Genomic DNA, 26,924 nt, shown 5'->3' with positions numbered 1-26,924 from the left:
TTGCTAATGCTTACACTTCCTGCAGCACCCGGTTCTTATCCGCGATAATCGACTTCAGCATGCCCCAGTTCTCTTGGAACATAGCCGCGTCCATCTCCTTCAGATTCGGTGAAATGACCGGCTTGAAGTCCATCTGATCCAGAATCTCTGTCTGCAAGTCAATGCCTGGCGCGATTTCGGTTAAGGTCATTTTCCCGTTCAGAAGTTCAAAGACAGCGCGCTCCGTAACATACACAACCGGCTGCTGTACCTTGGCGGCATAAGATCCGCTGAAGGTGATCTGCTGTACCTTTGAGATGAATTTCTTGGCCTTGCCCTCTTGAATGATGTGCAGCTTACCGTTCTCTACCTTGATCTGCAGCCCGCCCGCTGTAAAAGTACCCGCGAATACCAGCTTCTTCGCCGCCTGAGAGATATTGATGAATCCGCCGCAGCCCGCAACGCGTGTGCCGAATTTACTGACATTCACGTTTCCCGACTCATCCGTCTGGGCCAGGCCAAGGACCGACAGATCAATGCCGCCGCCGTCATAGAAATCGAACTGGGAATCATGATCTACAATCGCCTCGGAGTTGTAGGCATGCCCGAAATCCTTCAGACCTGCGGGAACACCGCCAATCGAGCCTGCCTCTGTCGTCAGAATCAGTTGGTCGTCCACGCCCTCTTCAGCAGCAATGTTCGCTACATTCACCGGGATGCCGACGCCGAGATTCAGAATGGTATTCGGCTGAAGCTCGACGGCTGTGCGGCGGGAGATGATTTTGCGTTCATCCAGCGGCAGGACTTCAATCGAATCCACAGGCACTTTCACATGACCGGAGAATGCCGGGTTATACTGCGTATTCTCGGTCTGGTAATGATTCTCCGGGGTGGACACGACGAGGTAATCTACCAGAATGCCCGGCACCTTCACATCCTTCGGATTCAAGGTGCCGTTCTTGGCCACGGTCTCTACCTGGGCAATCACGATGCCGCCGGAGTTGCGGACCGCCTGGGCAATCGGCAGCACCTCCATGTGCAGTCCTTCTTTTTCCAGCGTCAGGTTGCCGTTCTCGTCCGCTACGGTTCCGCGGATGAGGGCGATCTGAATCGGGAAGGTCTTGTAGAACAGCCACTCCTCGCCTTCCAGTTCAATCACCTTCACAATGTCTTCCTTCGTAGAAGGGGACATCTTGCCGCCCTCCACGCGGGGATCGACGAAGGTCTCCATGCCTACCTTGGTAATCACACCCGGACGCTTAGCGGCAATCTCGCGGTAGAGCTGGGTAATGACTCCCTGCGGCAGATTGTAGGCTTCGCATTTATCTTCTTCGATCAGCTTAGCTAGCCCTGGGGAAGCGATGGCGATACCGCCAATCCAGCGTTTGATGAGGCCTTCATGGCCCAGGTGGCTCATGCCCTTGTCGCGGCGGTTGCCGACGGCACTGGCGTGCATCACGGTCAGATTCTTCGGTTGTCCGGTCTGCAGGAAGCGCTCTTCAATGGCGATCCCCATCTCTTCTGCCCAGCAGGATAATCCAAATCCGCTCGCTGCTACGGTGTCCCCGTCCTTGATGAGTTCTGCTGCTTTGGCTGCTGAAATTACTTTTGTCATTTCATCTGCTCCTCTTTATGTGAATTATTTCACTACACATATTAAAAAAATAATAGCCTTTCTGTGTGTCTCATTTTTGCTGATTTGCGAGACTGAATTTCCTTGTGAAACTTTTCTCAAGGTCATCGTAATACAGAATAAAAGACCGGTCAATAGCTCCAAAATGCCTTGAATTCAAGGCATTTTTCTGTTGTTTTTTTGCGACTGGCCTTGGCGGCTGCACAAATTGTTGGGGAGCTGTTCTCTTAATTCAAGCCTACTTAGGTTTGAACTCAATGCTTGGCCGTCGCTGCGGTGAACATTTGGACTTCCGGCCGCTGCCCGCCATAAGATTTCTTGATTTGTACCGCTAAGTATATTTTCTGCGTTTCCGCGGGACCCGCCAGTCGCAAAATAACCACACTATTTTCTCCAGCCGGGCCGGATGGGCATTAAAATGAACAAGGTCCATGACCTATCCTGTCCGGCGGATCTGACAAAGGGTTGGAGATAAGACTTCAAGACATTTTAGCGTGGCCAAAAAAAATAAAATATTTTTCTTACGGAGGGTTTATTGCAGATTTGCAACAGCCAATCAGGATAAAGTCAGTTCAAAAAAGAGCCGAGGGGTTGTACACTATTGCTTGTATATGTTATATTCTGGACAATTTTAGCCAGAGGGGGAACGCTATCATGACGCATTCCATCAAACAGGCGATTGTTCAGGGAGAAACGTCGCTCGGAATTGAGTTTGGGTCTACGCGAATCAAGACTGTGCTGATCGATCACCATTTTGAAACGATTGCCTCCGGCACCTATGAATGGGAGAATCAATTCACTAATGGGTACTGGACCTACGATCTCAGTGAAGCAGTTCAAGGGCTGCAAGCAGCCTACCAGCAATTACAGCAAGCGGTTCAGCAGACCTATGGTGTCACACTGCAAACCGTCGGCTCTATAGGCTGCTCGGCCATGATGCAGGGGTATATTGCGCTGGACCAGGCGGGAGAGCTGCTCGTTCCATTCCGTACCTGGCGCAATGCTACCACAAGCGCCGCTGCATCGGAGCTAAGCAGGACATTCCAGTTCAAAATTCCAGAGCGCTGGAGTATCGCCCACTTGTATCAGGCTATTTTGAACAGTGAAGAGCATGTGGCCGGAATAGATTATCTTACGACTTTATCGGGTTACATTCACTTGCTGCTGACGGGCCGCAGGGCGCTCGGGATCGGGGATGCCTCCGGGATGTTCCCCATCGACGAAGCAACGAAGCAGTACAATGAAGAAATGGTGAAGCAGTTCACCACTCTAACTGCCGGCAGGGGTTATCCATGGAAGCTGCAAGATATCCTGCCTACAGTGTATACAGCTGGTATGAATGCAGGAAATCTCAGTGAAGCAGGTGCCCGGCTGATCGACCCGTCAGGCCGTTTGCAGTCCGGTATTCCGCTATGCCCGCCGGAGGGCGATGCCGGAACAGGCATGGTCGCTACAGGCAGCGTCAGGAAACGCACCGGCAATATTTCCGTGGGAACGTCGGTCTTTGCCATGTTTGTGCTGGAGCAGAATCTAAGTGCGGCCCACCCTGAGATTGATATCGTAAATACACCGGAAGGCAGCCCGGTTGCTATGGTGCTTGCCAATAACTGCTCCAGCGATTTGAATGCCTGGGTCGGCTTGTTCCGTGAATTCTATGAGGCCATGGGCTTTACGCCAGACATGGACCAGTTATTCAGTGTCCTGCTGAACCAGGCACTGGAAGCGGATGCGGATGGCGGCTTGCTGAGCTACGGTTACTATTCAGGCGAGAACATCACCGGAATTGCCGAAGGGCGTCCGCTATTCGTCCGTTCGCCGCAGAGCCGGTTCACTCTGGCTAACTTTATGAGAGCGCACCTGTATAGTGCCTTCGCTGCGTTAAGACTCGGAATGGAGATTCTGACCGGGCAGGAACGGGTAACTATTGACCGTATTTCAGCGCATGGCGGATTGTTCCGCACCCCGCAGGTCGGCCAGCGGATCTGTGCAACTGCTCTCAATGTTCCGGTCTCAGTCCTGTCTACGGCTGGTGAAGGCGGCGCATGGGGAATAGCCATTCTGGCCTCTTATATGAGGCATAAGGAGCCGAACGAGAGCCTGGCGGATTACTTGAGCTCTAAGGTGTTCTGTAACATGGAAGGACAGGAGGTAGCGCCTGACCCTGCCGATGTGGATGGCTTTGCCCGCTATATGGAGCGTTACACCAGCGGGCTGCCCATCGAGCAGGCGGCGGCAGAGCATTTACTGGAGAACCGGAAGAGAGGAGAATCTCTATGATGAAGAATAAAATGCTGTTTGCTGCATTGCTGGCGCTCGTGCTGCTGGCTGCGCCCACTCCCTTTGCTTACGCTAAGGCACCGGATGCTAAGGCATTGCTCAAGCAGAAGTTCCCTGGAGAAACGGTACGGTTGCTGAAGACCGCAGACCTGAATAACGATCAGAAGAAGGAGAGCTTCCTGCTCACCGAGTCGGGCAATTTGTATCTGGTGAACTCCAAGGGTGTAGTGGTGTTAATTGATAAGCAGATTATGGAGTTCGAAGAGGATGAAGCGGATATGCATATCTTTGCCGTCTCACCTACGGAGAAGCAACTGGCGGTTACCGTGGATTATCTGCCCTCGAACACCCAAGTCTCGGTCTACCGCCTGAACTATGGCACTCTGACCAAGAAGCTTCAGTTCATGGGCGATCAGGGAGCCGAGATCGATAAGAAGGGGCGCCTGCACCAATACTGGAAGGACTTCAAAGACGAGGGCGGCGGCTGGGACCTGGCAGAGGGGATCTTCACCTGGGACGCCAAGGCGGGCAAGTACAGAGCTACGGGCAATTACGTCTTGCAGTAGTATAAAAAGCAGCCATCCTCCCGGTAGCGGGGGATGGCTGCTTTTGTCTCACAAATACACAAACGGCTCCCTCGTATCTACGAATGTAACCGGAAGCCCGTCCACCAGCGGCGCCAGCCACTCGGCCATATACTTCATGCCCCATTCCTCGGAGCGCTCGTGACCGATCACGATCATCGCCTTGTTCATGCCCAGCATCGCGGCGTCATTGATGTAAGCACATAAGGTCCACTCCGTAATGTCACCGCAGACCATCACATCCAGATTCTTCTCCTGCATCAGCTCCATCGGCATCTGCTCCCGGCCCAGGCCCAGACTGCCGCCGCCGACAAGGATACCGATACGGGAGCAGAGCGCCTCCGGGTTGCCGACGATCTGAATCACCTTCATACCCAGCCGCTGCTTCAGGAAGCCGGCCAGCCCGCCCACGGTAGTCTCCTCGATCAGATATCCCCAGGCGTCCTTGTCGTCCAGCTTCTTATCTGCCCAATCCAGCTCCTTCAGCAGTCCGTCATAGATCCGGTCCGTATCCGCCAGATGCATATGGTCATGGAAGCGCCAGATTGTAATGCCGTGCTCCTCGATCAGCTTTTTTTTCGCCAGATATACGGGGTCCTGCTGCAGCCAGTCCAGCGTATCCTTGCCGGTATAGTAGGTTGGCTCATGGGTGATAATCAGGTTGGCGCGAGCCGCAATGGCTTCCTTAATGACCTCTACCGTGGCCATGAATGTTGTGACAATCCCTGTGACCTCCATCTCTTCACTGCCGCTCGCCAGCACATCACAGGTCTGCTCCAGCCTCCGTCCCCCGCAGCAATCGAGCAGAATCCGGTCAATCACCTCTTGCACTTTCATACGCTCATCTCCTTCATATTTAGCCTTTGACAGCTCCGATCACCACGCCGCGGGTCAGGTACTTCTGCATGAACGGCAGCACGAACAGCACCGGCACAATGCCCAGCACCGCCATCGCCATCCGCACCGCTGTACTTGGCAGCGAGACCGTGTCGGCTCCGAGCACACTCCCGGCCTGGCCGGAATTGAGGAACTGGATATTGCTCATGAGCTGCATCAGCAGATTCTGAATACCGTACAATTGCGGCTTAGATACAAAATATAACGCATTGATCCAGTCATTCCAATAGGCCAGGCCCATGAACATCCCGACCGTTGCCATGACCGGCATGGACAGCGGAAGCATGATGCGGAAGAAGGTCCGCAGCTCCGAGGCACCGTCGATCTGGGCAGCTTCGATAATCTCCAGCGGCACATTATTCTTGAAGTAGTTACGGACCAGCAGGACGTTGAACCCGTTCGCCAGCAGATTGGGCAGGATCAGCGCCCACAGCGTATTTTTGATATGGAAATACTGGGTCCACATGATGTACGAAGGCACAATCCCCCCGCTGAACAGCATGGTGAAGAACACGACAAAAGCCAGCGTATTGTGATATTTGAAATCAGACCGCGACATTGGATATGCGAGCATGCTTGTTATAAGCAGTCCAATGGCGGTTCCAAGAATCGTCACCAGAAAGGAAACCCCGTATGCTCTGATGAAAATATACGCCGAGGACTTAATGTACCGGTACGCCTCCAGGCTGGTATGCTCCGGGAAGAAGCTGTAGCCGTTGCGGATCAGGGCCGTCTCCTCCGTGAACGAAGCAATTACAATCAGCAGGAAGGGCAAAAAAGCAAAAACCGTCAGCAGGATCATCACGACCGCAGAAAACACCGTAAACGTTCGTTCTCCTCTTGTTTGGATCATCCGAATTTCCTCCTAGAACAATGCGTTTTCTGGATTGACCTTTTTGACGATGGCATTGACCGTAAGCACAAGTGCAAAGCCGACCAGCGACTGATACAGACCGGCGGCAGCCGACATTCCGATATCATTGAGCTGCATCAAGGCGCGGTAGACATACGTATCAATCGTCTGGGTAGTGCTGTACAGCGCACCGGAGTTCATGGGCACCTGATAGAACAAGCCGAAGTCAGAGTTGAAAATCCGGCCCATCGACATCAGCACCAGCACAATAATGGTCGGCTTCAGCAGCGGCAGGGTAATCATGCGGATCTGCTTCAGCTTCCCGGCACCGTCGATTTTGGCTGACTCGTAGATGCTCTTGTCAATTCCGGCAATCGAGGCAAAATAAACAATCGATCCGTAGCCTGCCGTCTTCCAGATCTGTATAAGGACCAGCAGGTAAGGCCAGTACTTCGCTTCGGAATACCAATTGATCTCCGGGATGCCCAGCGGACGCAGAATCGAATGGTTCACGAACCCGCTGTCGGCATTCAGAAAAGCGAAGACGAGCAGCGAAAGCACGATCATCGAGATCAGGTTCGGCAGAATCAGCCCGGTCATGAACAGCTTCGAATACAGCTTATTCAGCAGCTCCGACATCAGAATGGCAATGATAATGGAGACTATAGTTCCAAGCGCGATAAAGGCCAGATTGTACAGCAGCGTGTTGCGGGTCATAATCCAGGCGTCACTGGTCTGGAAGAGAAAGGTGAAGTTCTTGAAGCCGATCCAGTCGCTGCCGAAGATGCCCTTCGCATAATTGACATCCTTGAAGGCGATGAACACCCCGAACATGGGGAAATAGCTGTTAATAAGAAAATACAGCAGGCCTGGGCCCGCGAGTATGAGGAGCGGCAATGTTTTTTTGAGCGGCTTGGATGGGGACTTGCGTCTGGCAGTCATGCCGGTTCACCTCCATGGCCGGGGGCAGAGCCTCAGTTACTGCTCCGCCCACAGCGCATTCATATAATAATTATTGCTGTTGCGCGGCAAGCCACGCATCCAATTGCTGCTGCTTGCTGTCAATAATAGCCTCTGCACCTGCATCCTTTAGCGCACTGATGAATTTCGGAATGATGGTCCCCGGGTCCACCGATCCGCTGACGAGTGCCGGCAGGAACTGGCTGACCACGTTATTCACAGCACTGATCTGCGTCTTCACTTGGCCCTGGTCGAAGATGAAGCCGAAATACGGCGATCTTGCGGTATCCTTATTCTCCTTCAGCTTCAGCTCGACATCCGACCAGTCAATTCCCTCCAGCTGATACTGGAGCGATTCAGAGCCTACGATCCCTGAGCTAAGCATGGCTGTATAAGGCACCGTATTGGCGTCCATGCCTTCAGGGAATTTCACATGATGCTCATCTACCTTGAGGTAATCCTCCCCTTCGATTCCGAAGAGAATGGTGTTAATCAGCTCCTTATCCGTGTAGAGCAGGTTCAGGAACTTCACAGCGGCCTCCGTTTCCTTCGAAGTGCTGGAGACCATCCAGGTTACCGAGTTCACGGCGCTTGTATCGAAATAAAATGGGGCGATGCGCTTCGTCTCAATATTTTTGCCGACCTGCGCACTCAGCTGCTTGCCAACCTCCATGCCGCTGTAGCCGCCCAGGAAAGAGAAGCCGCGCCCGGAGGACACCATCTCCATGGCTGTAATTGTCGTAGTTGCGGTATCCTTCTGCAAATATCCGGCCTCGAACCAGTCTCTCATCATCTGAATCCCGTTCTTGAAGACATCCGATTCGTAGAAGTTAACGACCTTGCCGTTGTCACCGATCACCACGCCGACCCCGGTCGTATCGGTCAGATAATCCACCTTGCTTGCCCCCTTCATCCAGTTCACAAGTCCCGTATCCGTCGGATTCACGTTGATCGGGCCAAAGGGAACCACATCCGGCAGCTTCTGCTTCACCGCACCGAACACGGCAGGCAGATCCTCTACCGATTGGATGGAGTCTGCTGCTACGCCCGCCTCTGCCAGCATATCCGCGTTGTAGATGATATTGGTCGGCAGCGCCATCCCTTTATTCACCGGAATGCCGTAGATATGTCCGTCCATCGTGGTGGTTTTGAGAATATCCGGCCCGAAATCCTTGTCCAGAATGGCCGTCAGCTCTTTGCCGTGTTCGGGAAGCAGCTCTTCTAGCGGAGCTACCTGGCTCTTGGATACATAGTTGGAGAATTGTCCGAGGGTGGTGAAGACATCCATCTTCTCCCCGCTCTGAAGCGCAAGATTGACCTTCTGGGCATAATCCGCCGGGCCGAAGAGACGGAAGTCCACCTTCACCCCGATCTTCTCCGTTGTGATGGCGTTGATCGCATTCGTTACCTTGCTGAGATCATCGGGAATCCGGTTGAAGGAGGGCAGCGCGAATACAATCTCAGCCACCTTGGCCTTAGCTTCCGTATCCCCGGAATTCTTGGACGATGTATTGGAATTGCCGCCGCAGGCGGAGAGCAGCGAACCGCAGATTACCATGGACAGCAGCAGTGAACCTAACCCCTTGTTCTTCATTATCATCATGCCTCCTGTTCTGTATTTACACTCTCATTGTAGCGGTCCTGGAGGGGGGCGGTCTTTCAATAATACGGGCTGTTTTTATAAAAAACCGCACTGGGCGGGTAGCGAGGATGCCCGGCTCTGCCTAGCTAATTAGCTCCCTGGGGGATGACGGCAGAACGCCCGGCCTTGGCAAACAAACAAGTGGAAAAACAGTCAGTCAATCAGCAGGATGCTGCACACCTTAGGCAAGATACCTGCCTGCTCAGCAAGAAGCCCCGCCTCCGGTAGGAGAAGCGGAGCTTCGTAAGCATAAGGGTCATCATTATCATGACTATAAGGCGGATTTGTGCCTCAAGCGGTAGGCTGCCGGGGTTTCGCCAGTCCATTTTTTGAATACGGTGGAGAAATAGGAGAGGGTATCGAAGCCGGTATCCATGGCAATCTCCCCGATGCTCGCCGTGCTCTCGACCAGCCTCTGCTTCGCCGCTCTGATCCGGCAGTCGTTCAGGTACTCCTTCACAGTCTGGCCGGTCCCGATCTTGAACACCTTGGCCAGATAATCGGCGGTCAGATATACGCTGGCTGCTACATCCTCCCGGCTCAGATCCTGGGTATAGTGCTCCTGAATGAACCGCTTGGCCCGCTCGACCACCCCTTCGGACTGCAGCACCTCCTTGATGGCATCCACCGTCTTGTCCGTCAGCGCCTGTGCCCATCTCATGAAGTCGAACACACTGCTCTCGGCATCCTGGGCCAATTGCTGACTGAGCTCGCCCTCGAAAAGGCGGTGCGCCTGAATATGGTGCCGCGCGAGCAGCGAATACACTACCTGAAGCAGGTCCTCGCGGATCGAATGAAGCGTGGCCGCATCCAGCTTGTTCAGACTCGTCAGCAGCTCCAGTTCTTTCTTGAGCCGGTTCACAATCTGCGCCTTCTCCTTCTGGACGAACAGCAGCGTGAACAGCTCCGTATCCAGGGTGAAGCGCTCAGTCAGATCCACATGGAAGGGCTTATTCGGCAAATGCAGCTTGCCCCGGAAAATAATATTCGACTCGTCTGCCTGCTCCAGCTCCGTCTTAAGCTGCGCCAGGCGGGAGATCGCCGCAGGCTCACTAAAGTAACAGGTAGCCGTACATTTCAGATACTGCCTCGACAGCCGGATGATCTCTCCGGCGTCCGCCTCCAGCTCCTTCATATCCGCCGGACTCTCGGCAATGATCGCATTGTAGAATACTTTATCCACCTGATAGGCAATCATCCGTCCGCAGCCCACCCGGCTGCTGAGAATTTCCGAGACCAGATTCGAGAGAGCATAATGGAAGATACTCTCATCCCATTCCCGTTCAATCTGGGAGCGGGGAACACTTACCAGCAGCAGCCTATATTCCGCATGCACCTGAACGGACAGCTCCCGCTTCTGCACCTCACTCTGGATCAGCTCACGCCGGGGAGAGATCGTCGCCGTCAGCACATCGCTCCAGAAGCTGCGTTCTATCAGATCCTGGTTCTTCAGCCATGCATGGCCGAGCTTGCTGTATTCGCCTAACATGATTTTGTTCTTCAGCGTATCCATTGACTTACGCAGCGCTGCCTCCAGCTCCTGCTTGTCCAGCGGCTTGACCAGATACGAGTCGGCGTCATACGAGATCGCCTTGGAGGCGAAGGTGAAGCTCTCATGACAGGTCAGGAAGATAAATCCGCCTTCATAATGACGGTCTCTGGCCCACTTGATCATATCAATGCCCGATCCGCGCGGCATTTCAATATCACAAATAATCAGATCCGGCTCGCCGTTCTCGAATAGTTGCTTCGCATCCTGTATATTATGAGCGGACAGCACTTCCGTAATTCCGTATTCCTCCCAATTCACAATGCCGCGCAGCGCTTCAATTGTAGGAATATCATCGTCAATCAGCATACAACGCATATTATCCTCCCTCTAAGCCGGGCTGGCTCCATTCCGTTGGCTTCACAGGAATCCACAGCTCAACCCTGGCACCTGACGACTGGTTGTTGGACAGCTTCAGCAGATCCTCCCGTTTATAGAGCAGTCTGAGAGTCTTACGGATATTGGCAATTCCCACTCTGCCTCCGTTCTCCCCTGCCTCTTCGCGTTCCGGCTGATCCAGCCATTCAGAAGCGAAGCCTGCCCCGTTATCTTCAATGACAATACTGACAAATGAACTATCATCCCGCTGCTCCATCCGCACTCTGATGAAGATAGACAGCAGTTCCTGAACGAACATAGCATGCTTGAACGTATTCTCCACAAAGGTCTGAATCATGAACTGCGGAACCGGTACCTGCCGGGCTTCCTCCTGGATCTCAATCATGAAAAAAATCTGCTCAGGATAACGGATCTCCTGCATCCGGATATAATTCTCAGTATGCCGGATCTCCTCCTCCATCGCCACTTCCATCAGCCCCCCTCTGAACATATACCGGAGATGCTCGGAGAGGCAGTGGATCAGCGTGCGGATCTCCTCGTTTTTATTCTGATAGGTTAGGCTGGTGATCGTTGAGATCGCATTCAGGAAAAAATGGGGCCGGATCTGCATCTGCAGATACTTGATCTCGGCGCGGCTGATCTCGATCTGTTCTTCATAGGACTGGATCTTCAGATCCTTGATCTCACTGACCATGGACTCCAGCGCATGGAACAGCTTCAGGAATTCCAGAGAGTAAGGGGTATTCTGCGGAATCTGGTATTCCAGCTGCCCCTGCTCAACCGCCTTCGCCGCCTTCACCAGCTCCAGAATCGGCCTCAGTACATCCCTCGTCAGGAATCTCAGCACCAGCGGCACCACGATGACCGAGAGCACCGCCAGCAGGGCGATCCCCCACTGAATCAGCTTCAAGCCCGAGAACAAGCTGCCTTTGGCAACCATTTGGGTCATCTGCCCGAACTCGCCGATCGGTTCCGATACAATCAGGGAATCCCGCTTATACTGCCTGCTTAAGCTATCAAGCGTCGTCTCTCCTTCCTGCAGAGAGATATTACTCGCTGCCAGTATAGTTCCCTTCGAATCACTGAGCACATACCGGTTCTGATCATTCCCACCCCTGTCGACCATTGCCAGCAGCGTGTCCGCTTTCACCAGCGTTCCGAAGCTGACCCCTGAATACGAAATATATTTGAACAAGTAGGACTCGCCGCGGATCTGGAAGACCTTCCATTCCCCGCTGTTTTCTGCCGGAGCCGTACTGAATGTATGCATATTGATAAAATCCACCAGAGCCAGCTTATCCTCCGATTGAATCCGGCGGTTGAACTGCTCCAGCACCAGCTCATCCGAGAGCCTGATGAACAGGCCGTCGCTTGAATTATCGCCTGCCATTTTGGCTTGAAGGCTATTCTTGAGCTGCTGGACCCTGAAATACCGGCTGTTCTCATCCATCCCCGCCGAATTCACCGCAGCATCGATGTTATGGTCGAATACCTCTATGAGGTCCTTGGAGAAATTGTTGAAGTTATTATGAATGTTGGCCTGATAGAGGGCCAGAGTATTACGTGAGCTGGTCAGTGCATTGCTCCGCACCACCTCCAGGGAGTAGATGTTACTCAGAACAAGGATGGACAGCAGGATCGCAAGAATCACTGTCATCTGCAACGAAAATTTGAACACGATACTGTTGGTTCGGATCATCCCTGCCTCTTCCTTTCCCCGGAATTCAGCACGCCCCTGAGCCGATACCTTCTTAGGCCAGACCCAGGGGCGTATAAGTATGCAATTTGCTGTTGATTACGTGAACATGATTCGCATTGGGATAGCCGTGACTCGCCACTTTTCCCAATTATTATTCAGCTCACAGGAGCAGCCGCCCAGCTTAAAGCAGCTTCAATATGCTTATCCCAGTACATCCAGTTATGGTCGCCTTGGCCCTCTACATAGTAATGGGCAGCCTGCTCGCTTTCCAGGAACTGATGGAACCGGCGGTTCACATCCAGCAGCATATCCTCGGTTCCGCAGGCCATGTACAGCTCCGGCAGGGCAAGTCCCTGCGCCTTCACATCACGCACCAGCTGCTCGGGGTCCTTGTCGCTGCCAAGCAGCTTGCTCAGATCGCCGAAGACGCTGGCATAGTAGGAATAACTGGCAATTCCGTCTTTATAGTCTGGGGCAATATTGGCTACTCTATACGGAATTAAGGCCGAGGATAAGGCAATAATCCGGCCGAAGCGCTCGGCGTATTTCAGGCCGTTGCGGATCGCACCGTAGCCGCCCATCGATAAGCCGCCGATCCAGGTATCCTCTCTGGCTGCTGATAGCGGGAACAGCTTGCGGGTGAAGTCTACCAGCTCCCTGCCGATATACTCACCGTAATATTCTTCCCTAAGCTCATCATTGACATAGAAGCGGTTCTCTCCGGCCGGCATGAATACTGCCACCTGATGCCTGTCCGCCAGCTCCCTGATCCTGGAGAAGTTCAGCCAGTCGTTCTGGCTGCCGGAGAAGCCGTGCAGCAGATAGAGCGATTTCAAAGGCTGCCCCGACCAGGCAGGTAATCCCCAGCCCTCCGGCAGATCCACCGGCAATATGGCCTGGATCGTGACCTCCCGCTTCAGACTTGCCGAGAACAGGCTGATTTGCATTGTAGCCATCATCATTCCCCCTTAACGAATTCGAATCAGACCCAGTATACCGCTTCTTGTCCCTGCTGATCTATATATTCGATAACAGTCTTATAATTCTGCAGGTTAATATGCAGCCGGCAATATGCTGTTCCTTGCTCCCACATCAGACTGATTTCATCCGCCTCTGCCTCCAGCAACCGGAAGGTTCCATTGAAGGCGCTATACTCATTGCGGAAGCGGATCAGCTTCATCAGCCGCTGCACAACCTCGCGCTGTGATTCGGCTTCAATCTCCTCCAGCGTATAGTTATGGCGGTTAATCTCCCGGCCTTCTCCCGTCAGGGCGACCTGCTCCAGATCATTGCGTCCAGCCAGCAAGCCTACATAATAGACCTGCGGAATACCCGGCGCGAAGAATTGAATCGCTCTGGCTGCCAGATACGCATCGTCATCCTCGTTCAGTGCACTGTAATACGTGCAGCGGATCTGATGGACATCGAAGCCATCCGGCGCTTTATGCTCCTCGGACAGAATCAGGCTTAGGTTCGCCCCGCGCTCTACGCAGAGATCCACCAGCTCCCGCGCTTCCTTCGTATCGATCAGACCATCCAGATCCGGCTTCACCGGAACACCGTCATGACAGTCCAGCATCGTGAACTGCTGATGCGGGCGGGTCCGCAGATAGTCGTACAGCGCCGTATTGGATCTGCTAGTAAGCGCCTCAAGCACGCGGTAAGGCAGAATGAAATCATAGATCCAGCAGCCGTATTCCGATAGCTTGGTCTGGATACTGTGGTGAGCATGAACCTCCGGCAGCAGCTCTATGTCCAGCGAATCAGCCATCTCCTTGATCCAATCCAGGAATTCATAAATTTCCGGCTCCACATAGAAACAACTGGTGCCCAGCTTCTTAATCACGTACCCGACTGCATCCAGCCTGACGATCTTGACCTTCTGCTCTTTGAAGTTCAGGAAGAACTGCCGCAGCAGGTCGCGGGTAAGCGGAGAATGGATATCCAGATCAATCTGTTCGGAAGGATCGGTTTTGCCAAAAGTGGTCCAGACCTTCTCTTCCTCCCCTCCGGAGGTTGTGAAGGTAGAATACGGCAGCGGCCGCCGCAGGAACATCTTCCCGATATCCGCACGCACAGGCTCCCCATTCTTCCAGATTTTGTCCAAAGTAATGAACAGATCCGCATATTCAGAAGACCGGCCATGCTCCAGGAAGTCCTGGAAATACGGCGATTGCCTGGAGATATGATTGACCATCAGATCCACCAGCACATCGAATTCTTCCCCAAGGCTGCGGATGTCCTCCCAGGTGCCGAATTCGGGCTCGATCTCCAGATACGTCAGCGGCGCAAAGCCGCGGTCCCCCGAAGAAGGAAAGGGCGGAAGGATATGAATCCCCCCGGCAAACAGTCCGGCGAAGGGACCTTGGAGCACCTGATGCAGCTGCTTCAGGTCTCCCCCCAGCGAATCGGGATAGGTAATTAACTGTACTTGATTCTTCAGTGTCATCTTAAGAAGCCTCCTACAGGTTGAATAGTTGCTTAATGACTTCAAGCGCAGGCAGATCGACTACCGCACCCGTGAATTTCAGTTTGTATGCGCTGACAGCAAATCCAAGCTCCAGCGCCTCTGTGAGCGTATACCCTTTGATCATAGCTGTATAGAATCCGGACCAGAAGGCATCCCCTGCTCCAGTCGTATCTTCAATCTGCGTAGCCTTGGTGGCAAACGATATCGTTTCGCTGCCGGTGGAGACGAGTGCCCCGTCCTTGCCCAGCGTCAGAATGACCAGCTTCGCGCCAAGCGCAAGGAATCTGGCGATCTGCTCCTCCGGCGTGCCGGGTCCGAACAGACGCTCGGCGTCATCCTCGGAAGGCTTGATGATATCCACCTGCGGGATGATGCTTTTGACATAGGCTACGCCGTCCTCCCCCTTCTGCCAAATCGAGGGATGATAGTTGGGGTCGAAGCCGATCAGCACCTTATGCTTCCTCGCCGTCTCGATCACCCGCTCTACCGCCCTACGGGACGGGTTCCTTGAGATCGGCCAGCACGAGAAGTGGACAATGCTGGATTGAATCAAGGCTTGCTCCAGTGCCTCATTGTACTCCAGCCGGTAATCCGCCGCACGGTAAAAGATTGGAACCGGTGTAGCCTGACTCTTCGTAATCACCACCATACTGGTAGAATCATCGACCTGCTGGATGCCGCTTGTCGCCATTCCGGCGCTCTGCAGCCGGTTCATCAGAAAGTTGCCCAGGCTATCCCTGCCCACCGCCGAAGCCACATGCGACCGGATGCCCAGCTTCCCTGCATTAATGGCAATATTCGAAGGCGATCCGCCAAAATAACGGGTATATCCATCACATACCGTGTCCTCGCCATACTCATTGGAGATCATATCCACGAGCAGCTCGCCCACTGTTAACACATCGTTCGCCTGTTCTTCAAACCGTATTGTCTCTCCGAGTCTAAACACCCGTACTCCCCCTTGGCACTCCAATATCCTTGCGTCCTATTCATTCTATGGTTTCTGAGTACGCAATACTTTCAAAAACCCGTCCTCTTTTTACAATTTAAGAGTTCAAGGCTCTTGCTAAGGCATGGATATAGCCTTCTCTGGCTCTGCGGGCGACCTCGGCTGCAGGAACGACATGCTCGAAGCCATGATAGCCCCCCGGGTAGAGATGAAATTCCACTTCTACACCGGCCTGTGCCAGCCGGGCCACATAGTCAATCGTCTCATCCCGGAACGGGTCGAGCTGTCCGACGCAGGTATAGGCGGGCGGAAGCCCCGCCAACTGATCCGCACGGCCGGGTGCCGCATACGGGGAGGTGTCTGCGCCTCCCGCAGGGCCGCCCAGGTACATCTCCCACGCTGCCAGATTGTTGGCCCGGTTCCACACCGCAGGATGCGTCACCTCATAGCTGGAAGGTGTAATGTTGCGGTCATCCAGCATCGGGTACAGCGGAAGCTGGAAGCAGAGGGCAGGGCCGCCCTTATCTCTAGCCATCAGGGCCAGGGCCGCCGCCAGACCGCCGCCTGCACTGGCGCCACCTACGGCAATCCTGGCCCCGTCAATCTGGAGATCATTCCCCGGATCTGCAAGCCACACTAATGCCGCGAAGCTGTCTTCCACCGCTGCCGGATACGGATGCTCCGGGGCAAGGCGGTAATCGGGCGACACGACAACACAGTTGGCCGCTATAACAAAGCTCTCGCATAACGCATCATCGCCGCTAGGCTGGCCCAGAATATAACCCCCACCATGAGTCCACAGCAAGGCAGGCAGCTTATGCTTACTCCGCTTCGCCGGTTCATAGATTCTGATCCGCACCGGCCCGGAACCGGCAATCAGGACCCGCTCCGTAATGCGGACGCGGTCCGACGGTTCAGCAGGCAGCGGGGCCATATTCCGGGCTGCGGCCAGATCCCCCGGCAAATGCAGCGGCGGCAGGCCAGCGATCCCTTCCCTTAATTCCGGGGCTACGCGGTGAATGAAATCCATGTATTGTTCCTCCATATCGTTCGTAGTGAATGAATCCTGTGTACGTTCATCATGTGGTTCCCTTCTCCGCTAACCGGACGGGAAGAATGGTCTCCAGCGGGACCGGCTCGCCGGCAATCTGCTGAAGCAGATATTGAACAGCCAGCTCACCCATCTTTTTAATCGGCTGTACGATGGTAGTCAGATCCTCCGCATCCATGGCGGCAATTCCGTCATAGCCTACGACCTTGACTTGACCGGGCACAGCTCTGCCCAGCCTTCTGCATTGCTTCAGCACCTGCAGCGCCAGCATATCGCTGCTCGCGAATACACCGTCCAGCTCAGGGCGTTCCTCGAAAAGACTGCTAACCAGCTTCTCGTAATCCTTATACTTGAATCCGTTAAGATCGGTTTGCCGGACAGTATATTCAACCTCTTGTCCACTGACCTGCTCCAGGAAGGCGTCATGCCTTTGCTTGGCCAGCAGACTCAGGCGCAGATTCCCGCTGAGATAGGCGATGCTCCGGCATTTTTTGCGCAGCAGCAGCCGGGTCGCCAGCACTCCCCCCTGATAGTTATCAGAGGCAATGAACGGTATTGACTTAGAGATCTGCCGGTCCAGCGACACCAGCGGCAGGTTGATCGACTTGTAATCGTTCACGCTCATCGTATGGCTGCCCATGATAATGCCGTCAACCCGGCTGGCCCGCAGCAGATCGATATACTCTTTCTCTTTTTTCTTGTGATGCAGGGAATTGCACAGCATAAGCTTATAGCCTTGTTCATAGGCATAGGCCTCAATATGCTTGGTTACCTCCCCGAAGAACGGATGGGAGATATCCGGCAGAATCAGGCCGATTATATTGGACTTCTTGCGCAGCAAGGAGCGTGCCACCTCACTCGGATGGTAATTCAGCTCCTCCATAGCATCGTTCACCTTTTGCTTCAGACTCTCACTGAGGTATCCCCGGTTATTAAGCACACGGGAGACGGTAGTGACGGAGACGCCGACCTTCTCGGCAACATCTTTGATGGTTACAGCCATCCGTACCTCCTGACCCGGGTCAGCCATCCTGTTCAGCGGAACAGGGCAAGGCTTTATGTTAACCGGTTGAAATAATAGGGCAGCATCAGCTTGAAAACTATAATGAACATCGAGGGCCTACTCCTACTCCTACTCCTACTCCTACTCCTACTCCTAAATTCAAGTGGGTAATTGTATTTCCTGCAACAGAAAACGCATAGCTGACCGTAAAATGAGATTCTATTGTATTTCATACATTGGAATATCGTTTTTCGGGAGAAAATGGGCCTTTTTCCAACATTCAATTGTACGGAGTACAATAGATTCTATTTTAAAGCCTTTTTTGCAGCATTCTATTGTACAAACTACATTTGCTACCGTTCCAGCGCCTACAGCATCCGAATTACTCTTGCGCGAATACTCACGATGCTAACTCTGATGCTCTAATAGGGCAGCGTCAGATTTAAATGCTGGATTGGATCAGCAAGACGAAACCACCTACTATTGTATTCGGTTTTTCGCATACATTTGGCCCGTGTACCCTCGCAGCGGCAAATGTGTTCGGTTTAATACGAAAATAAAAGTACCGGAAAATGCGCAGCAGAACGGGTTTTGACAAAAAAAGACCCACCGCCCCAAAAAAACGTTTCGTTTTTTTTGAAAAAGGGAAGACTATTGGATAGGATTTAATTGCACGCTATATCCTAACTGCTGGATATAGTTCACGTACCTATCTAACGTGTTTTTCTTGGACGTCTCATCGCCTAGTGAGACGTCTATTTCTTGGTATGACCTCTTCTCCCGCATCAGGGCATGGAGGATTCGAATCAGCAAATGCGCGGTGGCGACGTTTGCTTTTTTATCGCCTCTTCTCTTACGTATTCGTCGAAAAAATTGGCCGATCCGGTTCGAGGAGCGAGAGTTCGCCCAAGCCGCCTGACACAAGGCCCCTTTCAGATGCTTGTTCCCTTGCATCGTTTTTGACTTTCTTCGCTTTCCCGCGCTTTCGTTGTTCCCTGGACACACCCCCGCCCATGATGCAAACTGCGCATCACTCGGGAACATTTCCGCGACATGCGGCCCCACTTCGGCAAAGATGGTCACGGCAGACGTCCGCTCAATTCCTGGAATGGAGTCAATTTGTTCAATCACCTCCAGGTACGGTTCTGCCTTCGCCTCGATTCGAGCTTCCAGCTCCGTGATCCTTTTCTCCAAATAGACCAAGTGGTCCCAGTGGTCTCGAATCATCTCGCGGTGATGACGGCGCAACTTGCCATTGAGCGCGTCTAGCAACTGCGGAACTTTCTTTTTCAAACGGGTTTTGACCAGGTTTTTAACGGTCCCTTCGTCGATGACCTCGCCGTCCATGATCTTCTGGAGCAGGCCCCGTCCCGAAACCCCATATAGATCGGACATAAAGGTGGTTAGCTTAATGTTGGCATCCTGCAGGATTTTGTGAATGCGGTTTTTCTCCGCCGTCACCGCCTGCACCATCTTACTCCGGTAACGGGTCAAGTCTCGCAAATCCCGGATGTCTTGTTCGGGCACCATACTGCCTTCAATGAGCCCGCAACGGTGCAATTGCGCTAACCAGCGCGCATCTTGCATGTCACTTTTTCGACCCGGCGTATTCTTTACCCGCTGGGCGTTGGCCAAGACCAGATCACAACTGCCCTCTAAGATGTTCCATACCGGTTTCCATAACACGCCCGTACTCTCCATCACCACCTCCCGACAGCCTTGTTCACTCAGCCAATCTTGCAGGCCTAGCAATTCTTTGGTTGTCGTCCCAAAGGTTTTCAGGTGACATTGGGGTTTCTGTTCGATCGGTCCTTTCAACACGCAGGCCACAACGGTTTCCTGGTGCACGTCCAGACCGGCGCAACACATACGTACAGCATCCATTCCAATCATCCTCCATCGTCAGCTTACAAATCATGCGCTCGAGTGAGTGTAATTTAATACACGTACTTTTGGGGGCTACAATAGGCGATGCTCGAAAAGCGCAATAGAACAGTTTTTCGCACGGGGTGTATCCCAGTAACCGTTTCCGCCCTTTGATTTGTATATGTAGTGTTGACGACTACAGCCTCTTTTAGAATGGATGCGACGGATGCCACCCACTTATTTTCATTCCTGGGGGTGACAAGGTCTCTGTCTTGTCATGCCTGTTTTTCGCATACATTTGTCTCATCCTGCCTGTTCCACTATATTAATCTGATACTCTATTAGGGCATATGCTGGCAGGAGGGTGCCAGTCCGGCGTATCAGGTCGTGCCGCGTTCCACAGCCGTTACCGGGAACGTATTGGTCATCGCCACCGCCTGGCCCTCGATCTGCTGAACCGCCAGCTCCATAATGGCTTCGCTCATCTGCTGAATCGGCTGCCGGACCGTGCTTAAGCGCGGTGAGATCATGGAGGCGAGCTGCACATCATCATAGCCCACAATGCGCATCGCGGAAGGAATCTCCTTGTTCAGCAGGTTGCAGGCATGAATGACCTCGGCGGCAATCACATCACTGCTGGCAAACACGCCGTCGATCTCAGGATGCTCCTGGAGGTAGGCGGCAATGGCGGTGTCCCCTCCGGTATAGCTCCCCTCTTCAACCTCCAGCTGCAAGTACAGCGGCGCAAGTCCGGCGCGCTTCATCTCCTCTTCGTACCCCTGCCTTCTCAGACCGGCCAGCATGAAGTGATGCTGGGGACCATCGATCCCCCGCTGGATATAGACCGTGTGCCGGCAGCCCTTGCCGGTTAATAACCGGGCAGCCAGCCGTCCGCCCTCCAGATTATCCGAGGTGACCACCGGGATGTCCTCCGAGATTACACGGTCGAAGGAGACAATCGGCAGACCGAGATGCAGATAATGCTGCACATCCAGCACGGCACTGCCCATGATGATGGCATCGACCTGGTTTTTTTTGAGCATCTCGATATAATCTACTTCCTTGGAGACGTTGCGGTTGGAATTGCAGAGCAGCAGCTTGTAGCCCTTAAGGTCTGCATAATATTCGAGATAGGCGGTCAGCTCGGCAAAAAAAGGATGGGAAATCGCCGGGATGATCAGCCCGATCATATTGGATTTTTTGCGGAACAGGGCCCGGGCCATTTCATTCGGCTGATAATTCATTTCCTTCATCACCCGGTAGACCTTCTCCTTCGTCTTGTCACTGATATACCCTCTATTGTTAAGGACTCTGGACACTGTATTCACAGAAAGTCCTGCCTGCTTTGCGACGTCTTTCAGATTCGCCATAGGAACCACCTTGCTTTTTAGTTCCAATTATAGAGGAATTTCGCATGGATTTCAGCTATTGAAGCGTAATCGTCGCTACGGTGAACATTTGGACTTCCCCATTTCCCCTTATTTCAGCGCACCTTCCGTGATCCCCTTGATGATCTGTTTTTGCAGGAACAGATAGATGATCAGCACAGGAATAATTGTCATAATCAGCCCGGCCATCAGCGGCGCATAGTCCACAGAATAGGAGGAGAAGAAGGTATACGTGGACAGCGGCAGGGTCTTCTGATCCGGCGACAGCAGCACGAGACTGGGCAGAAGATAGTCATTCCAGATCCAGAGCACATCGAGCACCAGCAGGGTGACGAATACCGGCTTCAGCAAGGGCAGCACAATACTGAAAAACGTCCGCAGCGTGGTGCTCCCTTCGATAAACGCCGATTCTTCCAGCTCATATGGAATCCCTTTGATAAAGCCGTGGAACGTGAACACACCAAACGGCACCCCGAAGCCGAGATACATGAACAGCAGCGTTAGCTTGGTATTCAGCAGCCCCATATTCCCGTACAGCATGACCATAGGAATCATCAGCACCTGGAAAGGCAGAGCCATGGAGGCCAGCATGAGGAAGAAGAAGATGGAATTCACCTTCCATTTGTAGCGCACGAACAAGTACCCGGTCATCGCCGAGAAAATAATAATGATCGTTACGGAAATCCCCGTAATGATCAGCGAGTTCATGAACCCCTGCATAAAGTCCATATTGTCAAATGCGCTCGCATAGTTCTTGAAATTAATCGTTGTCGGCAGGGACAGCGGGCTCTCGAAGAATTGCTGGGTGGTCTTGAAGGAGTTCATAATAATCAGCAGGAACGGTGTTAAAAAAGCGAACAGCAGCAGGTACAGGAATCCTGTCCGCAGGCCCGAGAGGATGCGCCGGTTAGCATTCATTAAGATTCCACCTCCAGCTTCTTCAGCAGATAGGATTGCGTTAACGCGATAATCGCTACGACAGCGAACAGAACGACTGCCTCTGCCTGGCCGACACCGTATTGATTGGACAGGAAGGCTTTTTGCACGATATGGTAGGTGGCCAGCTCCGTTGAATTGAACGGTCCGCCCTTCGTTAAGGCCAGGTTGATGTCATACGTTAAGAAGGACCGGGACAGGGAGATGAAAATACAGATGACGATCGCAGGAACCGTCAGCGGCAGAATAATTCTGCGGATTACCGAAGTCCGCCCTGCCCCGTCGATGTTTGCCGCCTCCAGCACATCATTCGGAACGCCTGTGAAGCCCGCGATATAAATGATCATCAGATACCCGACCAGCTGCCAGGCGGTCGCAATAATCAGCGCCCAGAATGCCGTTCCCGTATTCGTCAGCCATGAGGTCTGAAACAGCTCCCAGCCGTATTTAGCGCCAAGGTAAGGCAGCACTTGTGAGAAAAGCGTCTGCCACAGGTAGCCGAGTACGATCCCGCCGACCAGATTGGGTGTGAAGAAGCCTGTGCGCAGCCATTGCTCGCCTCTCCCGCCTCTCGTCAGGGCAAGCGCGATGAAGAAGGCGAACACATTGGCAATCACCACGGTGAAGAAAACATACTTCAGGGTGAACCACAGCTGCTGAAGGAACACCTTGTCCCTGAACACCTCCAGATAATTCGTGAAGCCGATCAGGCTGCTGTCGCCTGTACGGACATCCCAGTTCGTGAAGGTCAAATATAAGCCGACGATGAACGGTATGATCACAACGGCGGCAAAAGCGAAGATAGAGGGACCTCCGAAGACCAGAAACGTCCCCGCATTCTTCAGTGATAGCTTTTTGTTCATAGTGCTGCCCCCTTTCCTCTTAACAGGCTGAACTGGAGAATTTTTTATGTTTTGGGATTAGCCGCGACTCCAGAGAAGTTTTGGACTTCCGGCCGCTGTTGTCTGCAGATTTCTTGATTTTCATACCGTTTTTAACGGTTGAAATCCGCAGACAAAGGCGGTCGCTATCGCTCCTTCAGTTCCAAAATTCCCCTCCGCCACTTTTCCCTTAACTTAAGTCTTCAAGTTCAATAAATAGAAATTCTCTATTTCCCTGCATACGATTTCCAGTAATCCTGAACCTCCTGCGCAAGCCCCTGGCGGTCGATATTGCCTACCAAGTACTTCTGCATAGCAGCTCCGGTCTTGGCCCAGTAATCCTGCGGCAGGTAATTAATCACACCGATATTGATAATCTTCCCTTGCTTCACGTATTCGCTGACGGCATTGGACATGATGTTCGTGCTCTTCGCCTTAAGATCCTTGTATGGCATGGACAGCCCCATATCGCTAATGATGGCCTTCTGCCCGTCCTCGCTGCTGACCATCCATTCGATGAACGCTTTGGCGGCTTCCTGCTGCTCCGGCGTAGACTTAGAATCATCAATGGCGAACAGCTTAGGCTCGCTGTAAGCGACTTGCGTGTTGCCGAAGTCCTCCGGGTTATTGCTCACCGGCAGCGGCAGGATACCGAAGTCGGCATCGCGGCCCTCCAGCGTTCCGATGACCGCCCAGCTCCAGTCCCCCATGAAGTAGAAGGCGGCAGCTCCCTTGGCGAAATCTGCACTGTCGCGGTTATAATCGGCAACGAGCGGGTCGCTCTTACGCGCGTTGTATTTTTTCAGCAGATCGAAGGTATCCATCAGTCCGGTGAACTGCGGATTCTCCGTCAGGTTAACCTGCCCGTTCTTCAGCTCCTCTACGAACTTCCGGTTGTCCTCCACCTTCTGCGACTGCAAGGAATAGGTTAATCCCAGATAGTGGGCGCCGAGCGACCAGTCTGCTCCGTGAAGCATGACCGGTGCTTTGCCGGCCGCTTCAATCTTTTTGAAGACCGCTTCCAGATCATCACGGGTCTTCACGGATGCAGGATCAAAGGCACCGCCGATACCCTCTTCTACCGCACGCTTGTTATACAGCAGACCATAGCCTTGGGCAGTCCAGGGAATACCAAGGAATTGTCCGTCCAGCAATGCGCCGTCGATGGCTCCCGGATTGGTGAGGGCTTCATACTTCGCCTTCTCCGGCTCTAAATCCAGGAAATCATCCTTATATTGAAGTATGGTGCCTGCATCCAGATTCACGATTGTCGCCGGATTGCCGGAGGCCAGCAGGGATTGGAACTTCTCAAGCTGCGCACCGCCGATCGGTGTAGGAATCAGTTCAATCGTCACCTGCGGATTCTGCTCATGATATTTCTTGAACAGCTCCTCGAATACGGTATTGACTTCTGCGGAGGTATTGAAGAAGGTGAGCTTAACGTCCTTGGAGGCTTGCTGTGTCTGTGTTCCCTCATTCCCCTTGTCTTCCTTGACGGCACTATTAGCTGAATTCCCCTTGGAGCAGCCTGCGAGTAATCCGGTGACCACCGTCAGAGCGATAGCGAAGCTTGCAGCTTTTCTCAATTTCAAATGAATTCCCCCCGTACTTATGATTGTTTTGAATGCGCATACATTTTTCGGATGCAACTTTATGATAACCGGTTAACATATTTATGTCAATCGGTTATCATATTTAAATTTTAGCTAATAAAACCCGCCACATGCGCCGCTTCCGGTGGTATTGTAATCGGTTTTTCGATTACATTCCGCCCACGCGCCGCTCCCGGTCCAATTGTAATCAGTTTTTCGATTACATTTGGCCCACACGCCGCTCCCGGTCCAAATGTAATCGGTTTTTCGATTACATTCCGCCCACGCGCCGCTCCCGGTCCAATTGTAATCGGTTTAATACGAAAATAAAAGTACCGGAAAATGCGCAGCAGAACGGGTTTTGACAAAAAAAGACCCACCGCCCCAAAAAAACGTTTCGTTTTTTTTGAAAAAGGGAAGACTATTGGATAGGATTTAATTGCACGCTATATCCTAACTGCTGGATATAGTTCACGTACCTATCTAACGTGTTTTTCTTGGACGTCTCATCGCCTAGTGAGACGTCTATTTCTTGGTATGACCTCTTCTCCCGCATCAGGGCATGGAGGATTCGAATCAGCAAATGCGCGGTGGCGACGTTTGCTTTTTTATCGCCTCTTCTCTTACGTATTCGTCGAAAAAATTGGCCGATCCGGTTCGAGGAGCGAGAGTTCGCCCAAGCCGCCTGACACAAGGCCCCTTTCAGATGCTTGTTCCCTTGCATCGTTTTTGACTTTCTTCGCTTTCCCGCGCTTTCGTTGTTCCCTGGACACACCCCCGCCCATGATGCAAACTGCGCATCACTCGGGAACATTTCCGCGACATGCGGCCCCACTTCGGCAAAGATGGTCACGGCAGACGTCCGCTCAATTCCTGGAATGGAGTCAATTTGTTCAATCACCTCCAGGTACGGTTCTGCCTTCGCCTCGATTCGAGCTTCCAGCTCCGTGATCCTTTTCTCCAAATAGACCAAGTGGTCCCAGTGGTCTCGAATCATCTCGCGGTGATGACGGCGCAACTTGCCATTGAGCGCGTCTAGCAACTGCGGAACTTTCTTTTTCAAACGGGTTTTGACCAGGTTTTTAACGGTCCCTTCGTCGATGACCTCGCCGTCCATGATCTTCTGGAGCAGGCCCCGTCCCGAAACCCCATATAGATCGGACATAAAGGTGGTTAGCTTAATGTTGGCATCCTGCAGGATTTTGTGAATGCGGTTTTTCTCCGCCGTCACCGCCTGCACCATCTTACTCCGGTAACGGGTCAAGTCTCGCAAATCCCGGATGTCTTGTTCGGGCACCATACTGCCTTCAATGAGCCCGCAACGGTGCAATTGCGCTAACCAGCGCGCATCTTGCATGTCACTTTTTCGACCCGGCGTATTCTTTACCCGCTGGGCGTTGGCCAAGACCAGATCACAACTGCCCTCTAAGATGTTCCATACCGGTTTCCATAACACGCCCGTACTCTCCATCACCACCTCCCGACAGCCTTGTTCACTCAGCCAATCTTGCAGGCCTAGCAATTCTTTGGTTGTCGTCCCAAAGGTTTTCAGGTGACATTGGGGTTTCTGTTCGATCGGTCCTTTCAACACGCAGGCCACAACGGTTTCCTGGTGCACGTCCAGACCGGCGCAACACATACGTACAGCATCCATTCCAATCATCCTCCATCGTCAGCTTACAAATCATGCGCTCGAGTGAGTGTAATTTAATACACGTACTTTTGGGGGCTACAATAGGCGATGCTCGAAAAGCGCAATAGAACAGTTTTTCGCACGGGGTGTATCCCAGTAACCGTTTCCGCCCTTTGATTTGTATATGTAGTGTTGACGACTACAGCCTCTTTTAGAATGGATGCGACGGATGCCACCCACTTATTTTCATTCCTGGGGGTGACAAGGTCTCTGTCTTGTCATGCCTGTTTTTCGATTACATTCCGCCCACGCGCCGCTCCCAGTCCAATTGTAATCGGTTTTTCGATTACATCCGGCACACACGCCACGCCCGGTCCAATTGTAATCGGTTTTTCGATTACATTTGGCCCACGCGCCGCTTCCGGTCCAATGTAATCGGTTTTTCGATTACATTTGGCTCACACGCCACGCCCAGTCCAATTGTAATCGGTTTTTCGATTACATCCGGCACACACGCCGCTCCCAGTCCAATTGTAATCGGTTTTTCGATTACATTCCGCCCACGCGCCGCTCCCGGTCCAATTGTAATCGGTTTTTCGATTACATTCCGCCCACGCGCCGCTCCCGGTCCAATTGTAATCAGTTTTTCGATTACATTCCGCCCACGCTTTCCCACAGTCCTCGCCGCTGCCCATTGTATTTGCTTTTACCCGGCCAGCAGCAAAAAAGGCTTCAGCCCAAAT

21 protein-coding genes are annotated in these 26,924 nt (G+C 52.9%); 2 read left to right on the top strand and 19 right to left on the bottom strand.

Translation table 11 applies throughout. The annotated features are described in order from the left end of the window. Window positions 1-10 precede the first annotated feature (10 nt). A complete protein-coding gene (locus tag MKX63_RS13810) occupies window positions 11-1,594 on the bottom strand; it encodes an acyl CoA:acetate/3-ketoacid CoA transferase (RefSeq protein ID WP_341017725.1) in 1,584 nt (527 codons plus the stop codon). Window positions 1,595-2,266: 672 nt separating this feature from the next. Here MKX63_RS13810 and MKX63_RS13805 point away from each other — a divergent pair. Both MKX63_RS13805 and MKX63_RS13800 read left to right on the top strand, forming a co-directional pair. Continuing rightward, window positions 2,267-3,889: a xylulokinase gene (locus MKX63_RS13805; protein WP_341017723.1), complete on the top strand. Its 1,623-nt coding sequence runs from the start codon at window positions 2,267-2,269 to the stop codon at window positions 3,887-3,889. Continuing rightward, window positions 3,886-4,455 (top strand): hypothetical protein, encoded by a 570-nt coding sequence (locus tag MKX63_RS13800; protein ID WP_341017722.1) that lies wholly within the window; start codon window positions 3,886-3,888, stop codon window positions 4,453-4,455. Before MKX63_RS13805 ends, MKX63_RS13800 begins: the two co-directional genes overlap by 4 nt. A gap of 48 nt (window positions 4,456-4,503) precedes the next feature. Here MKX63_RS13800 and MKX63_RS13795 read toward each other — a convergent pair whose 3' ends face one another. From MKX63_RS13795 to MKX63_RS13710, 18 genes are all read right to left on the bottom strand, one after another. Next, the gene (locus tag MKX63_RS13795) at window positions 4,504-5,310 is read right to left on the bottom strand and encodes a Nif3-like dinuclear metal center hexameric protein (RefSeq protein WP_341017721.1); all 807 of its coding nucleotides are present in this window, start codon (window positions 5,308-5,310) and stop codon (window positions 4,504-4,506) included. Between the two features lie 19 nt (window positions 5,311-5,329). Then, window positions 5,330-6,223, bottom strand: coding sequence for a carbohydrate ABC transporter permease (locus MKX63_RS13790; RefSeq protein ID WP_341017720.1), 894 nt, complete (start codon window positions 6,221-6,223; stop codon window positions 5,330-5,332). Window positions 6,224-6,235: 12 nt separating this feature from the next. Next, window positions 6,236-7,165, bottom strand: a complete 930-nt coding sequence (locus tag MKX63_RS13785; RefSeq protein WP_341017718.1) for an ABC transporter permease — start codon at window positions 7,163-7,165, stop codon at window positions 6,236-6,238. Window positions 7,166-7,235: 70 nt separating this feature from the next. After that, a complete protein-coding gene (locus tag MKX63_RS13780) occupies window positions 7,236-8,777 on the bottom strand; it encodes an ABC transporter substrate-binding protein (RefSeq protein ID WP_341017717.1) in 1,542 nt (513 codons plus the stop codon). A 319-nt stretch (window positions 8,778-9,096) separates the two neighbouring features. Further along, the gene (locus tag MKX63_RS13775) at window positions 9,097-10,692 is read right to left on the bottom strand and encodes a helix-turn-helix domain-containing protein (RefSeq protein ID WP_341017715.1); all 1,596 of its coding nucleotides are present in this window, start codon (window positions 10,690-10,692) and stop codon (window positions 9,097-9,099) included. 1 nt (window position 10,693) lies between these two features. After that, window positions 10,694-12,412: a sensor histidine kinase gene (locus MKX63_RS13770; protein ID WP_341017714.1), complete on the bottom strand. Its 1,719-nt coding sequence runs from the start codon at window positions 12,410-12,412 to the stop codon at window positions 10,694-10,696. Window positions 12,413-12,567: 155 nt separating this feature from the next. After that, complete coding sequence (locus MKX63_RS13765) at window positions 12,568-13,368, bottom strand: alpha/beta hydrolase (protein WP_341017713.1); 801 nt, start codon at window positions 13,366-13,368, stop codon at window positions 12,568-12,570. 26 nt (window positions 13,369-13,394) lie between these two features. After that, entirely contained in the window at window positions 13,395-14,861 is a 1,467-nt protein-coding gene (gtfA, locus tag MKX63_RS13760) for a sucrose phosphorylase (protein WP_341017712.1), read from the bottom strand. A gap of 13 nt (window positions 14,862-14,874) precedes the next feature. Beyond that, window positions 14,875-15,831, bottom strand: coding sequence for a carbohydrate kinase family protein (locus MKX63_RS13755; RefSeq protein ID WP_341017710.1), 957 nt, complete (start codon window positions 15,829-15,831; stop codon window positions 14,875-14,877). A 97-nt stretch (window positions 15,832-15,928) separates the two neighbouring features. Further along, window positions 15,929-16,861, bottom strand: coding sequence for an alpha/beta hydrolase (locus MKX63_RS13750; RefSeq protein WP_341017708.1), 933 nt, complete (start codon window positions 16,859-16,861; stop codon window positions 15,929-15,931). A 49-nt stretch (window positions 16,862-16,910) separates the two neighbouring features. After that, window positions 16,911-17,885, bottom strand: a complete 975-nt coding sequence (locus MKX63_RS13745; RefSeq protein WP_341017707.1) for a LacI family DNA-binding transcriptional regulator — start codon at window positions 17,883-17,885, stop codon at window positions 16,911-16,913. A 651-nt stretch (window positions 17,886-18,536) separates the two neighbouring features. Continuing rightward, a complete protein-coding gene (locus tag MKX63_RS13740) occupies window positions 18,537-19,754 on the bottom strand; it encodes an IS110 family transposase (RefSeq protein ID WP_341018523.1) in 1,218 nt (405 codons plus the stop codon). 377 nt (window positions 19,755-20,131) lie between these two features. Beyond that, on the bottom strand, window positions 20,132-21,121 hold the full coding sequence (locus tag MKX63_RS13735) for a LacI family DNA-binding transcriptional regulator (RefSeq protein WP_341017706.1): 990 nt from the start codon (window positions 21,119-21,121) through the stop codon (window positions 20,132-20,134). A gap of 108 nt (window positions 21,122-21,229) precedes the next feature. Then, complete coding sequence (locus MKX63_RS13730) at window positions 21,230-22,057, bottom strand: carbohydrate ABC transporter permease (protein ID WP_341017704.1); 828 nt, start codon at window positions 22,055-22,057, stop codon at window positions 21,230-21,232. Continuing rightward, the gene (locus tag MKX63_RS13725; protein ID WP_341017703.1) at window positions 22,057-22,938 is read right to left on the bottom strand and encodes a carbohydrate ABC transporter permease; all 882 of its coding nucleotides are present in this window, start codon (window positions 22,936-22,938) and stop codon (window positions 22,057-22,059) included. Before MKX63_RS13725 ends, MKX63_RS13730 begins: the two co-directional genes overlap by 1 nt. Before the next feature lie 245 nt (window positions 22,939-23,183). Beyond that, window positions 23,184-24,548 carry an ABC transporter substrate-binding protein gene (locus MKX63_RS13720; protein ID WP_341017702.1) on the bottom strand — a complete coding sequence of 455 codons (1,365 nt, stop codon included), beginning with the start codon at window positions 24,546-24,548 and terminating at the stop codon, window positions 23,184-23,186. Window positions 24,549-24,969: 421 nt separating this feature from the next. Next, window positions 24,970-26,187, bottom strand: a complete 1,218-nt coding sequence (locus MKX63_RS13715; RefSeq protein WP_341018523.1) for an IS110 family transposase — start codon at window positions 26,185-26,187, stop codon at window positions 24,970-24,972. Between the two features lie 391 nt (window positions 26,188-26,578). After that, complete coding sequence (locus MKX63_RS13710; RefSeq protein ID WP_341017701.1) at window positions 26,579-26,857, bottom strand: hypothetical protein; 279 nt, start codon at window positions 26,855-26,857, stop codon at window positions 26,579-26,581. Window positions 26,858-26,924: the final 67 nt, after the last annotated feature.

This window comes from Paenibacillus sp. FSL R7-0179 (genome assembly GCF_038002265.1).
In the GTDB taxonomy this organism is placed as follows: Bacteria; Bacillota; Bacilli; order Paenibacillales; family Paenibacillaceae; genus Paenibacillus_AQ.
Note: the sequence above shows the minus strand (reverse complement) of the source record. Positions and strands in the feature narration are given on the sequence as shown.

Bases quoted from the DNA above. Each gene is read 5' to 3' on its own strand.
- MKX63_RS13810 (WP_341017725.1), bottom strand. From the start codon at position 1,594: ATGACAAAAGTAATTTCAGCAGCCAAAGCAGCAGAACTCATCAAGGAC.
- MKX63_RS13805 (WP_341017723.1), top strand. From the start codon at position 2,267: ATGACGCATTCCATCAAACAGGCGATTGTTCAGGGAGAAACGTCGCTC.
- MKX63_RS13800 (WP_341017722.1), top strand. From the start codon at position 3,886: ATGATGAAGAATAAAATGCTGTTTGCTGCATTGCTGGCGCTCGTGCTG.
- MKX63_RS13795 (WP_341017721.1), bottom strand. From the start codon at position 5,310: ATGAAAGTGCAAGAGGTGATTGACCGGATTCTGCTCGATTGCTGCGGG.
- MKX63_RS13790 (WP_341017720.1), bottom strand. From the start codon at position 6,223: ATGATCCAAACAAGAGGAGAACGAACGTTTACGGTGTTTTCTGCGGTC.
- MKX63_RS13785 (WP_341017718.1), bottom strand. From the start codon at position 7,165: ATGACTGCCAGACGCAAGTCCCCATCCAAGCCGCTCAAAAAAACATTG.
- MKX63_RS13780 (WP_341017717.1), bottom strand. From the start codon at position 8,777: ATGAAGAACAAGGGGTTAGGTTCACTGCTGCTGTCCATGGTAATCTGC.
- MKX63_RS13775 (WP_341017715.1), bottom strand. From the start codon at position 10,692: ATGCGTTGTATGCTGATTGACGATGATATTCCTACAATTGAAGCGCTG.
- MKX63_RS13770 (WP_341017714.1), bottom strand. From the start codon at position 12,412: ATGATCCGAACCAACAGTATCGTGTTCAAATTTTCGTTGCAGATGACA.
- MKX63_RS13765 (WP_341017713.1), bottom strand. From the start codon at position 13,368: ATGGCTACAATGCAAATCAGCCTGTTCTCGGCAAGTCTGAAGCGGGAG.
- gtfA (WP_341017712.1), bottom strand. From the start codon at position 14,861: ATGACACTGAAGAATCAAGTACAGTTAATTACCTATCCCGATTCGCTG.
- MKX63_RS13750 (WP_341017708.1), bottom strand. From the start codon at position 16,861: ATGGATTTCATTCACCGCGTAGCCCCGGAATTAAGGGAAGGGATCGCT.
- MKX63_RS13745 (WP_341017707.1), bottom strand. From the start codon at position 17,885: ATGGCTGTAACCATCAAAGATGTTGCCGAGAAGGTCGGCGTCTCCGTC.
- MKX63_RS13740 (WP_341018523.1), bottom strand. From the start codon at position 19,754: ATGTGTTGCGCCGGTCTGGACGTGCACCAGGAAACCGTTGTGGCCTGC.
- MKX63_RS13735 (WP_341017706.1), bottom strand. From the start codon at position 21,121: ATGGCGAATCTGAAAGACGTCGCAAAGCAGGCAGGACTTTCTGTGAAT.
- MKX63_RS13730 (WP_341017704.1), bottom strand. From the start codon at position 22,057: ATGAATGCTAACCGGCGCATCCTCTCGGGCCTGCGGACAGGATTCCTG.
- MKX63_RS13725 (WP_341017703.1), bottom strand. From the start codon at position 22,938: ATGAACAAAAAGCTATCACTGAAGAATGCGGGGACGTTTCTGGTCTTC.
- MKX63_RS13715 (WP_341018523.1), bottom strand. From the start codon at position 26,187: ATGTGTTGCGCCGGTCTGGACGTGCACCAGGAAACCGTTGTGGCCTGC.